This is a genomic window from Halocatena halophila, assembly GCA_027563145.1.
GTDB classification, from domain to species: domain Archaea; phylum Halobacteriota; class Halobacteria; order Halobacteriales; family Haloarculaceae; genus Halocatena; species Halocatena halophila.
In genome coordinates, this window is sequence record CP071307.1 from 429,336 (window position 1) to 441,998 (window position 12,663).

Consider the following 12,663-nt stretch of genomic DNA (forward strand, 5'->3'; position numbering starts at 1 on the left):
AGCCCTCAGACCACTGCCCAGCCCAGCAGCCCGAACGCCAGCACGAGTGCAGGCCAGTCGATCACCTCGAACCCCAGCGGCGGCGTGGTCGGATTCCAGGAGAGACACCGCGCCTGCAACGCCATCGTCAGCGTCTCCACGCGGTCGAACAGACGCCGGAGACTGCCCAGAGTGAGTCGTCGAATGCGGTCGTGTAGGGGTCGCTGGGTGCCGGCTCGTGCGTCGATGGCCATCCGCAACCGAGAAACGTCGGCGAGCAACACTGGAAGCAACCGAAACACCAACCCGACGCCGAGTCCGAGCCCACGGCCAAGGCGACCGGGAATGAACCATTCGATCGCGGCCCGCGAGTCACGAACCGGGGTGGTTCGGACGTACGCCACGCTGACGAGTAACAGACAGAGGACACGATAGCTGGCCATCGCCGGATCGATTGCTCGATAGAGGTCGATCCACGGAGGACCGAACACCAGAACAGAAAACACTGGACCCATCGTGGTGAGCACCAGGAGCCATCGCAGCTCTCTGAGTACTCCTCTCGGATCAAGATCTGCACTGACCAGTACGATCCCGGTGATGGCTGTGAGGATAAGCAACCCTCGAGGCGTTGTGTGAGCAAATGCTGCGATTGCGATCGCAATCTGCACGAACAGTTTCGTGCGGGGATCCAGGCGGTGAGCAACCGACGAGCCTGGAGCGTAGCTCAACACGGCGAAGAAACCCCATATTCGGGAAGCCGGTCACACACTGCAGCTGGTTGGCCATCGAGTGCGATCGCTCCATCGGCCAGTACCACGATCCGATCGGCGAGCTCGACGAGATCGCGAAGCTCATGTGTCACCACAACGATGCTCATTCCATCGGCAGAGAGCGCAGAGAGCCGATCGAGCACTGATTGCTCTGCGGGAGCATCGAGTCCGACCAGTGGTTCATCCAACAGCAGATGGTCCGGTTGCATCGCCAACGCGCCCGCGATCGCTACCCGCATTCGCTCACCACCCGAGAGGTGCTCAATGTGTGTCCCTTCGTACCCGGTGAGCCCGACCGCAGCGAGCGCGTCTTCGACCCGCTGGTCAATCGTTGCCCTGTCGAGTCCGAGATTCTCCGGACCGAACGCCACGTCAGCACCGACTGTGGCGGCGACAAAGCCGTCTCTTGGCTCTTGAAACGTCATCGCAACCGCCGTTCGCGCCGCAACCGGGGCGGCTGCGACCGACACGCCGTTGATTAGAACAGATCCGGCGTCAGGGGTGTACAGTCCATTGCAGTGGCGCACGAGGGTGGTTTTTCCAGATCCGTTCGCTCCGGCGAGTACGACAAAGGATCCATCGTCAATCGTCAGCGAGACGCCATCGAGCACTGGCCGACCGTCTGCAGACTGGGCCTCGTATCGATACGTGATTTCGCGACACTCAATCATGGGGAGTCACGCGGCGGTTATTGCGTCACTTCGAACGATTCCGATCGCCGCCGCGATTTTTAACGCCTCGCCAGGGAGAAAGACGAGCGCGCCAGCAGTGATCGCTCCCTGGACGGTGAAATCGAGCAAAACCATCATCCCGACCACTCCACAGGTGTAGATGACGACCGTTCCAGAGATGAGCCCAGCGAGCAACCGACCGACACCCCGCTGTGAAGGATCGACAAGCGACGTGTTGCCGTGGACGATCATTCCGATGATGACTGCCGCAATCGGCATCGCAAACAGATAGCCTCCTGTTGGACCAACCATCACGCCAAGACCCGAGGCGCGCTCGGCGAACACTGGTGCGCCGAGCGCACCGGCGAGGAGATACAGGACACAGGCACCCCCGCCCCACACTGGTCCGAGGAGTATCCCTGCGAGATAGACGCCAAGAAGCTGGAGCGTGATCGGTGCTGGCGAAAACGGGATAGAGAAACTCACCTGTGAGAACGCACCGAGTAGCGCCGCAAACAGCGCGGCACGAACGATGTTTCGCGTCAGCTCAGCACCGACCAGATCGACCTGTGATGAATCAGATGCCGTCATCGGTGAATCTCGGTCGGTCAACTCACTTATCCACATCGGTTGACAGCCCTGTCTGTGCGCATTCCCCACGGGTCGGCCCACCAGGGAGTAATCCGAGCGGACAAGAAGACAGAGAGACTTTTACAGTTCCCAAACAGACACCAGACCATCACAATATGAGTGCAGCTGGTGGGGCGATCAACGGGGAGTTTGACGATCAGTCGGGGTACGACAGCTCGACGAACCGATACCCGCCAGACTGGGACGCCCGTCGGTCCGCTGTACAAAAGCGAGACGACTGGACGTGTCAGGACTGTGGTGTCAAAAGCGGCCCACATGCGGGTGATGATGGTGTCGTGCTCGATGTTCACCATCAGACGCCGCTCGCAGAGGGAGGCTCGAACCGGCTCTCGAATCTCATTACGCTCTGTGTCGACTGTCACAACGACCGCCACGACCACGACATTACGGCCGGGCGAGACGATGTCGCCCACCAACCAGGGCTTTTCGAACGGCTGTCCGGTCTGGTCCGGTGGCTGCTGGCAGGCGTCGTCGTGCTCGCATGTCACACGCTCGCTGGAATGGTATTGCTGGAGCATCCAATTGGGTCGGGGCTGTGGGGTGTGGGCGTCGGAGCCATCGTCCTGATGACTGTTGGGGTGTTGATTCGTCCAGCAGCCGTGGCACGTGTCTACGCCGTCGCTGCCACTATTAGCGGAGCAATACTCTATACAAATCTTGACGCTGCAATCGAGATCAATGGATTCGGTGCAGTTATCGGGACCACTGGTATGCCAGTCGTGCTCGCAGTGTGCTGGTGGTGGTATCGACGATGATCAGGCAGATTGCAACAATCCAACTGTCATCGTCACGAGACCTACGGCGAGAAGAAACAACACCGGCGTCAACGAGGTCCACATAACCCACAGCACCACCGCTGGGAGACAGATAACCACCAGAATCCAGAGTATACCAAGAAACACATCACGATACCTGATCTTTACGGGATCAATAGGTCGAGTCCAGCTGATTTTCATCGCTGGCAGTTGTATCACTCATCCCGTATAACATACTTTGTTATTTAAATCATGATTATTTCATAAGAAACTTATCTTGGTACGGTATTTGTAAAACAGACGTGGTTTTCTGTGTTCTCAACGGTGATTTTCAGTCCCCTGTTCGGCGAAATAATTTTTTCTGACAGATGTCTTTGGGCGGATGGGACGCAAGCCGATCAGGCGTCTGTATTGAATACTTTCTGGAATATAGCATCATATTAACCATAAAATAGCAATAACTATAGTCATAGCGTGTTTATCTCAAATCATAGCGATGCCGAATCGACACGGCGGCCGAACTGTCGATAGACGCACTCCTTCGAACAGAAAAGAGCCGATAGCCCCAGACTGATGGCCGGACAGTCGTATCGAACCGGCGGCGCACTGTTTTCGTCCGTATTTCTCGAGCGCACGATCCCGCTTACCGACCAAGGATCGACGTGGTCACTTGGGGACGTCGATCGTGCGATGGAAACCCTGATAGCACACTGGGATGTGCCTGTAGATTCGATCGATCCGGAGCTGGCACAATCGATGGACTGGATCGAACTGGTTGTGGATACGATCACGGATTCCAACCGAATGGAGTTACGACCAGTCCAATCCGACCATTCGACAACAGATGCACCCGACGACACGACCGTTAAAATACTCATCGAGCGCGCTGGCGGGATCGCCGATGGAAACTGTAGCGCAGGGATAGGGACCCGACTGGTCAGTGCATTCGATTGTGAGCACGTCGAGTGGGCGATCGTCACCGATGGGGTCCGTTGGCGGCTCTATCACGATAAGACGCCTGCACCGTTCGAGCAGTATCACGAAATCGATCTGCTGAAGTTGCTTGCCGTAGAGAACCCTGAACGGTTTGCGGAGTTTTGTCTGCTGTTCGATCCACCCGCAACCAGGAGTGGAGAAAATTCCGTCCACGAGACGCTCACCACAGAGCACGACCGGTGGTGTACCTCGCAGTACGCAGCACTCACGGCGAACGTTCGTACTGCGATCACGACAATCGCAAACGACGTTGTGGAGCATCCACCGACCCCGGAGATGGAACTCGACACTCAATCAGTACTTGAGGGGGCTGTGGTGCTGTGTCTTCGTCTACTCGTCGTTCGAATCGCAGACGTAGCGTCGCCCCTGGACCCGATCGCCAACTCGAAGGCCCGTGATGGAACCGTCGCCACCGCTGAGAGCGAGTCCACCGGGACGGACATACGGTCAACGCTCGAGTCTCTGTTCCGACGGTTCAACGGCGATGGTGAACACAGCGAGCTAGGGACCTATCCCGGCTGGCTGTTCGATTGTACTGATGACCGTGCGACGGTGTATGATGGCGTTAACCTACTGACTCACTGCAGTTCGGAGACGCTCACGAGGGTGTGTTCGTTGCTCACAACGCGTGAAACTCCGGATGGTGAGGAGATTTTGATCGATTACGGCGTCTTCTCGCCCCGACAGCTCGGCATGCTGTACGAAACCGTTCTTGGCTGTGCGCTCGAACACAGTACGCACTCGAGCGATTCCACCATCGAATCGTTTGTCCTGGCCGATAACGACCAAACCCGAAAGGAAACTGGGTCGTACTACACGCCAGAACGGATCGTTGGTTCGATTGTCGATTCGACACTCGACGATCTGTGCGAGGCCGGGACCGAATCTGACAGATCGACCGAGACCGGTGTCTGCCCGCTTGCTGTTAATCTGCTGGATCTCGCAATGGGCTGTGGACATTTTCTACTCGGTGGTGCCGATCGATTGCTCGTGCGCACACTCACGGAGGTCGATGAATCGAGATCGCTCGGAAGTCTCCGAGAAGAGCTGGTTTCACAGTGTCTCTACGGCGTTGATCGTGATCCACTCGCGGTGGAGGTGTCCAGGGCAGCGCTGTGGCTCTGGTCGCTCCCCGGAGACGGTGGGAAATCGATCGACGTGAACTGCACCACGGGAAACGCATTACTCGGAAGTACAGACCACGAGACGTTTGAAGAAAGCACCAATCTCGATCGGCACCGACAAATTGCCAACGTTGAAATCGCACGATCTGCGGGCGTCGCTATGCCCGAAGACGCCATCGAAGCGCTCAAAGCGGCCATCTCAACGGACGAGCGCTGGGAGACTCACACGAGAACCGACTGGTTTCAACGGTCCCAGGAGTTCGCCACCGAACAGCAAGTTTTCCACTGGCCGCTTGCATTTCCGTCGGTAACCGAGTTCGATGCCGTGGTGACCAATCCTCCGTATCTCCGGAGCCGGTCGATGGATCGAACCGAAAAACGGGCGTATTCGGCCCACTACACGACGGCAGAGGGGCTGTACGACAGTTACGGCCTGTTCATCGAACGGGCTGCAACGCTCGGTCGGTGCTGTTCGATGATCGTACCGAACAAATGGACGACGACCGACTACGGCGAGTCGCTCCGTCGGCTGTTGCTCGAAACGTGCTCGCTAGAGCGAATCACGGACGTGTCGAACCTCGACATCTTTCCCGATGCGAGCATCTATCCGGTGATCGTGAAATACACGTCGGACGGACCGACGACAGCGGTTACTGTCGAACGGAGAGCGCCACGCACGACGGTGACGATCGATCGATCCACAATCCAATCGGTAGCACAGTCTGTGATTCCGATTCATCTTTCGGCTTCGTTCATTCCCGTTCTTACTGCGGTGCAGTCCATCGAGCAGACGCTGGCGGACCATCTCACGATTTACGAAGGAATCCATACGGGCAATGCGCGATCGACGCTCGTGGTCGACGATCGCGTCGATGAGACCTGCGAACCACTCGTCGACGGCGAATCACTCGGTCGGTATCTCGCTAATTGGAACGGCCAGTGGATCCGATACGACAGATTGCTGCTTGGCGAGGAGGAGTACGCAACCCTTCGAGACGCCGCGAGTTTCGACCGGGAGAATAAGCTGCTCATTCGTGACATCAGTTATCGCCCAACCGCGGCGATAGACGAATCGGGATTGTTTCCGCTCAACACGCTCTACTGCGGAATTCGAACGAGCGATTCGGCCCCGTCGCTTGCGTATCTTCTCGGCGTGTTCAATTCGACGTTCATGGCGGTCTATTACAGACAGCTGTACGGGGGAACACACGTCGGCGGAGAGTATCTGCGATTCAAGCCAATGTTTACCGAAGAGCTACCGATTCCACCGCCAGATAGCACGACGATCGGTGCGAATCAGCAAGACGAGTTGGCAGAGATCCTTCCAGGAGCGGTCCCAGACACCGCTGGAGGATGTGTCGAACTGCTCGTCGAACGCGTTCGTCAGGTCATCGACGAGCAAGACGCACTTGCGATCGATCCAACACCAATGCTCGAGGCGGCGGTGCTTACGCCGCTCGAATCGCTGGATGGGTTTGCGTTTCGTGTGACCGACGAGAGTTCATTGTTTCAACAGACTGCTGACACAGTCGAGGGACTCCGGATTGGATCAGTCGACTGTGTTACGACAGGGCAGACAGTTGGACTCACCTGCACGCTTCGCTATAAACCAGAGCGCGAGCGGGCGGACACTGACCGATGGGGATACGTCGAAACCGAGCCCGAACCGGTGGCAGAACTCACTACTCAGTCTGGCGCAACCAGACGGGTCGTTCGGCGTGTCATCGAATACGCCGTCGAACACGGCAAAGGAACGGCTGGATTCCGTCGGTGTGCGACGAAAACGCTCTCGCCAGCCGACCGTCTGGGAGAGATCACCGTTCCAACCTGCAACAGCCAGGCCTGCACGGCGTTTCACAACCGACTCAAACGCTATGAGACGCTTACTCGTGAGATCGAAACGATCGAATCACTGATCGACGAACTCGTGTATGACCTCTATGGTCTCAGTTCCTCGCAGCGGTCAGTGATCGACTCACTGAGCGATTATTCGGCAGAATCGTCGCCAGACAGCGGCTCCTTGTGATCGGTTTCGTACAGCTCACGGCGGGAACTTCCTGAGACCCGACCGTGCTGGCGTTCGCTCGCCGTGGACTCGTCCTGACCAAACGGGTGGCCACCGAAGCCGTGGCGCATCAACGCAATGGCTCGATAGGTGTACTGCTGATGACCACGGGATTTGAACAGCTCGATAACTGATTGGGTGATCACTGGCGCGGGAACCTCGCCTTTGAACGCCTCCTCGATGAGCCAGTTCACCTCACCAGTGTCCTCGATGTAGTTCGGAATCTCCTCAAGCGGTGGTGTGTCATCGGCGAACTGATCGGTCTGGGCGAGTCCCGTTGCCATCAACTCGACCAGCCAGCTTTCGATCACCGACCCATTCGACCAGTTTTCGAACACCGCCTGGAGGTCGAGATCGAACTGCCCCGCCGCCAGCAGCTCGACGCCTTCGGCGATCGATTGCAACATCCCGAACTCGATGCCGTTGTGGACGAGTTTGGTGAAATGACCGCTTCCGGGGGGGCCAGTGTGAACGAGGCCTCCTTCGACCGAAAGGGCATCGAGGAGAGGCTCGGCGATTGCATAGCCGTCCTTTCGGCCACCAACCATGAAACACGCACCCTCACGCGCTCGAAAGGGCCCACCGCTCGATCCACAGTCGAGAAAGTAGATGTCGTCCTCCCAGAGTCGACGCTCTCGATCGATCGAGTCGCGCCAGAAAGAGTTTCCACCGTCGATGAGCACGTCGCCAGCCTCGAACACCGACGCCATCGACTCCAGTTCGCTGTCGATGAGGGGACCAGCCGGAAGCGAAATGTACACCACTCGCGGCGGGTCGAGATCATCACGCAGGGACTGGTACGCTCCGGCTCCGTAGACCGTAGCGCCCTGCGCTTCGAGATCAGGCTTTGGTTCTGGATCGACACCGACGACGGCAATTCCCCTGTCGATCGCCTGTGCCGCCAGGTTCCCGCCCATCCTGCCGAGACCGACAATTCCCAGCTCAGAGTCACGTACCATGGCTATGAATCGAGTATGGATATTGCACGAGACATCACCCCCTAAACATGAGGCCTGCAAACGCAACTACGATCAAAGGCCAAAGAGAACTATAAATAAATAAAATAGACTATCATAAGACATAGTAGTAATAATATATTCTATCATGGTAAAATAAACAATTCAATTTAGTAGTACTAAAATATTAGTGTTCAACTGTGCATAACTGCACCAATGCATCGGGTAGATTTCGATTGGCAGATCCCGCACGGAACAAACAACTCGTTGGTTCCATGGTGGAGCAGTAATCAGGCATACGACCAGTTCGGTATCTCCTCCTCAATTAATCGCTGGTGGACCCAAAAGCAGGAATTAATGGCCAAATCGTGGTTGCATTCGGGCATCTCCCGCAGAGGAAAGCGATGAACACGATCGATCGACTCGCCAACGCGGAGCGACCGCACAACCCGTTCATCTACGTGATGGCGATAATCGTCGCATTCAATGGGTTGCTGTTCGGGTTCGACACTGGTGTCGTCTCCGGGGCATTGTTGTACATCCGGGAATCCTTTCATCTATCGACAGTAATGCAAGAAGCGGTGGTGAGCAGTGTCCTGGTGGGAGCAATGGTCGGTGCGTTCACCGGTGGGAACCTGGCTGACCGATTCGGACGACGACGACTGACGATTTTGGGCTCGATCGTATTTTTCGTCGCCTCGATCGGAATGGCACTTTCCACCAACGTCTACGTGCTCGTCGGCTGGCGACTGATCGAGGGTGTCGCTGTCGGGTTCGCATCGATTGTCGGAACGCTGTACATCTCAGAGATCGCTCCATCGGACATCCGTGGATCGCTTGGATTTTTCCAGCAATTGATGATCACGATCGGCATCCTGTTGGCGTACGTGACGAACTACGTGTTCGCACCAACGTTTTTGGGCGTTATCGGCTGGCGGTGGATGCTCGGATTTGGTGCTGTCCCCGCGGCCGTGCTCGGGATTGGTGTGTATTTCATGCCGGAAAGTCCGCGGTGGCTCATCAACAACGGCCAGCCCGAGAAGGCAAAACAGGTGCTCAGTCGGCTCCGGAGTCACGACGAACTAGCGGACGAAATCGAACAGATTCGAAGCGTGAGTAAAGCAGAACAGAAGGGCTCGCTTGCCGATTTGCGCGAACCGTGGGTTCGCCCGGCACTCATCGTCGGTATCGCGCTCGCATTCATCCAGCAGATCACTGGGATCAACAGCGTGATCTACTACGCCCCGACGGTGTTGCAGGGACTTGGCTTTTCGAACGTGGCATCGATCGCGGGCACGGTTGGTGTAGGAATTGTCAACACCACACTGACAATCGTCGCGATTTTGCTGGCCGACCGAGTCGGCAGGCGACCGCTGTTACTCGTCGGGACCGGTGGGATGGCACTGATGTTGGTGATCCTGGGCGGGAGCTTTTTCGTTCCCGGACTTGCTGGTGTCATCGGCTGGATCACCCTCATAAGCATGATTCTCTACGTTGCGTTCTTTGCGATCGGGCTCGGTCCGGTCTACTGGCTGTTGATCGCAGAGATCTACCCGCTTCGCATTCGTGGCACCGCAGAAGGCGTCGCGAGCGTGTTCAACTGGCTGGCAAACTTCCTCGTTGCACTCACGTTCCTGTCCGTAGTCGACACGCTGGGAAAGGGAATCTCCTTTTGGATACTCGGTGCCTTCACAATTCTCGGATTCATCTTCATCTACGAGCAGGTCCCGGAAACGATGGGGCGCTCGCTCGAGGAGATCGAAGCAGAGCTTCAGGACCGAGCCCTTGTCGGTGGTGAGACGACAGGAGCGCTCCCGAAAAGTCGTGACGACATCGACCGGCCGTGAACTTATCTTTCTTCGAGTATTTCCGTGGCGTTGTCTCGTGGTTGATAGCCCAGCGTTCGCTGGGTGTGCGTAATAGACAGATACCGATCGTCGTTTCTGGAAATCGCATGCACTGTGAGCGGGCTCTCATCGATGGGTGCTTCGATTGCCCGTGTTATGCCATGAACGCAGTCTCGGTGACTGAGAAACATTGCGCGAGCAAAGCGTTTTGCGTCCTCGGGGTGGGGGCTATCGGAATCACGCTGGGTCGCTTCGAGTTGTTCGGGCGTCATGAACCAGCCGATGCGGAAGTTGACCACCTCGAGATCATAGCGCTTTGCGAAATACGCACCAAGTCCTTCACAGGCCACTTTGGTGGTGCCGTACAATGAATCCGGACGGGGTGGCGTCTCCGGATAGACCGTTGGCGCGTCTGGTGACATCGTCTCCGGTTCCGTTGGTGAATCGATGTCCGCCATGTTGACGGCGTGATTCGAACTGGCGTAGATCACGCGATCGAGATCGTTCTCTACGGCCGCGTAGTACGCGTTGTACGTGCCGTTGATGTTGGGTTCCCAGAGATCGTCCCACTCGGCGTACGGCGAGGAGTTTGCCGCGAGGTGAATCAACACGTCGTGGTCGGCAAGGACTGTAGTGAATCGATCGCGGTCGGTGATATCAAGAGATGTGGAGTCGATGTCGTCGTACGAGCTCCGAGTCAGTGCGGTGATATCGTGCCCCTCGAGTCGGTCAAGGAGTATCCGTCCGATGTTTCCCTCCGCACCAGTAATGGCAATACGAGCCATGGATGCTGAATCGATCCTTGGACACATAATCGTTGAGGCAGAAAGTGGTATGGTTCCAACATTACCACACGGTTCGACCGTGACATTCTACTGGAAAATTTCCTAAGATGGTTGGGTTCATGGGTGTGTGCATGGACGGATACACCCCGATCGAACAGTACGGTGTAATTGGTAATCTCGAAACGTGTGCATTGATCGGACCGACCGGTTCGATCGACTGGTTGTGTCTCCCGAAACTGGAGTCGCCGAGCGTGTTCGGGGCACTACTTGATGCCGACAACGGCGGTCACTTTGCCCTCCAGCCATCGGAATTCGACACGTCCGAGCAATCCTACATTGATCGGACGAACGTCCTGCAGACAGACTTCACTACACCACGCGGAACCGTTACCGTCACGGATTTTATGCCACTCTCGGCACGCTCATCAGACATGGAACCCGAAGCGCCTGGGCTCTACCGCCAGCTTAGCTGCACTTCAGGGACAGTGGATCTACGGCTGTCGTTCGATCCGCAGTTTAACTATGCTACCGACGCAGGGACCATCACGATCGACTCGGAGACGATCGTTGCCCGTGGGGGCGGCGCACGACTGACGCTCTCGGTGCCCCCAGAGTGGCAAACCGCCACAGCAATCACATCAGGGGGTGCATATCAGACGACTGCAAGCGTTTCTTCGGGAGAAACGGTCTGGTTCGTGCTCGGATTCGGCGGTCCCCCAACCGAACCAGCAGCCTGCACCTCGCTTCTCACGGAAACGGTCGAATTCTGGCGTGAGTGGCTCCACGATTGCGACGCAGAATCCTGCGTGTTCTACGGGCCACACCACGAGGCAATCGTTCGCTCGGAGCTCGCACTCAAGTTGCTTACACGCCGTGGCTCCGGCGCGATTGCAGCAGCTGCGACAACATCATTACCGGAAGCAGTTGGTGCAGGGAGAAACTGGGACTATCGATTCAGTTGGATCAGAGACAGTGCATTCACACTCCGTGCCTACGCAGCTCTGGGACACATGAGAGAAGGCAGAGCATATCTCAACCGGTATCTCAAGATCAATAACATTCGAGATCCGTCCACTATTGCTCCGCTGTTCGCACTTGAGGTGGATGGACCAACGGACGAACGGACGCTCGAACAGTTCGACGGCTATCGGGGATCGAGCCCGGTTCGCGTCGGCAACGATGCCACAGCACAAACACAACTCGACACGTACGGAGAGTTGGTCGTCGCAATTTCAGAATTGATCGCCGCCGAACCCGACGTGACAGAGCCCTATTGGGAGGCGATCGAACGGCTGGTCAACTACATTTGTGACCACTGGAGGAAGCCGGACTCTGGCATCTGGGAGGTACGGGATGGACCCCGCCAGTTCGTTTACTCCAAAGTAATGTGCTGGGCTGGTCTCAGCCGGGGGATCTCGATCGCAGCGTCGGACGATTCGATCGACGGTCCTATCGAGCGGTGGCGATCCAAACGAGATGCTATTCGCGACACCGTCCTCAAGAAAGGATACAACGACAGCGTTGGGAGTTTCACGCAAACGTTCGATGGCACCACGATCGATGCCACCTGTCTGTTATTTCCGCTGTTGGGATTCATCGACGCGACTGACGATCGGATGGAACAGTCGATCGATGCCGTGCTCGAAACACTCACAACGGCGGATGGACTTGTTCGGCGCTACGAGGAGGCCGGCGACGACCTTGACGGTGATGAGGGAGCGTTCGTACTCTGTTCGTTCTGGCTTGTCATGGCGCTCGTCGAGTGTGGGAGAACTGAGCGTGCGGCGTCGATTTTCGACGCTGTCCTGGAGTATCGTGGACCACTCGGCCTGTTTGCCGAAGAAATCGATCCCGAGACCGGTGCCCAGCTCGGAAACGTTCCACAGGCGTTCAGCCACATCGGCGTAATCAACGCTGCACTCCACCTCAGAAGCGACGAATTCGAGGAGGTGGACAGATCCCTGGAGGGTGTGCTGTGAGCTGACCATCACATGACAACTGTACAACTGTAATTTTTTGCCGTCGGTCGTTCACGCGACCGAAATTATCGTCTGTGCTACCGGG

Annotated in this window: 9 protein-coding genes; 4 read left to right on the top strand and 5 right to left on the bottom strand. The window is 56.9% G+C overall.

Annotation, left to right across the window (positions count from 1 at the left end; all coding sequences use genetic code 11):
- Positions 1-5 precede the first annotated feature (5 nt).
- The 3 genes from JXQ78_RS16155 to JXQ78_RS16165 are packed head-to-tail and all read right to left on the bottom strand — an operon-like array spanning position 6 to position 2,011.
- On the bottom strand, positions 6-710 hold the full coding sequence (locus JXQ78_RS16155; RefSeq protein ID WP_330632864.1) for an energy-coupling factor transporter transmembrane component T family protein: 705 nt from the start codon (positions 708-710) through the stop codon (positions 6-8).
- The gene (locus JXQ78_RS16160) at positions 704-1,420 is read right to left on the bottom strand and encodes an energy-coupling factor ABC transporter ATP-binding protein (protein ID WP_330632865.1); all 717 of its coding nucleotides are present in this window, start codon (positions 1,418-1,420) and stop codon (positions 704-706) included. Before JXQ78_RS16160 ends, JXQ78_RS16155 begins: the two co-directional genes overlap by 7 nt.
- A 6-nt stretch (positions 1,421-1,426) precedes the next feature.
- Positions 1,427-2,011, bottom strand: coding sequence for a biotin transporter BioY (locus JXQ78_RS16165; protein ID WP_330632866.1), 585 nt, complete (start codon positions 2,009-2,011; stop codon positions 1,427-1,429).
- 155 nt (positions 2,012-2,166) lie between these two features.
- Between JXQ78_RS16165 and JXQ78_RS16170 the strand changes: the two genes are divergently transcribed.
- A complete protein-coding gene (locus JXQ78_RS16170) occupies positions 2,167-2,826 on the top strand; it encodes an HNH endonuclease (protein ID WP_330632867.1) in 660 nt (219 codons plus the stop codon).
- 573 nt (positions 2,827-3,399) lie between these two features.
- Positions 3,400-6,972: an Eco57I restriction-modification methylase domain-containing protein gene (locus tag JXQ78_RS16175; protein ID WP_330632868.1), complete on the top strand. Its 3,573-nt coding sequence runs from the start codon at positions 3,400-3,402 to the stop codon at positions 6,970-6,972.
- Here the strand turns inward: JXQ78_RS16175 and JXQ78_RS16180 are convergent.
- Positions 6,933-7,970, bottom strand: coding sequence for an NADP-dependent phosphogluconate dehydrogenase (locus JXQ78_RS16180; RefSeq protein WP_330632869.1), 1,038 nt, complete (start codon positions 7,968-7,970; stop codon positions 6,933-6,935). The genes JXQ78_RS16175 and JXQ78_RS16180 overlap by 40 nt on opposite strands.
- Before the next feature lie 401 nt (positions 7,971-8,371).
- On the opposite strand from JXQ78_RS16180, the gene JXQ78_RS16185 reads away from it, so the two are divergent.
- Positions 8,372-9,814 carry a sugar porter family MFS transporter gene (locus JXQ78_RS16185; RefSeq protein WP_330632870.1) on the top strand — a complete coding sequence of 481 codons (1,443 nt, stop codon included), beginning with the start codon at positions 8,372-8,374 and terminating at the stop codon, positions 9,812-9,814.
- Positions 9,815-9,816: 2 nt separating this feature from the next.
- Here JXQ78_RS16185 and JXQ78_RS16190 read toward each other — a convergent pair whose 3' ends face one another.
- Positions 9,817-10,599, bottom strand: a complete 783-nt coding sequence (locus JXQ78_RS16190; protein ID WP_330632871.1) for an NAD-dependent epimerase/dehydratase family protein — start codon at positions 10,597-10,599, stop codon at positions 9,817-9,819.
- A gap of 131 nt (positions 10,600-10,730) precedes the next feature.
- Between JXQ78_RS16190 and JXQ78_RS16195 the strand changes: the two genes are divergently transcribed.
- Positions 10,731-12,578 (top strand): glycoside hydrolase family 15 protein, encoded by a 1,848-nt coding sequence (locus tag JXQ78_RS16195; protein ID WP_330632872.1) that lies wholly within the window; start codon positions 10,731-10,733, stop codon positions 12,576-12,578.
- Positions 12,579-12,663 lie beyond the last annotated feature (85 nt).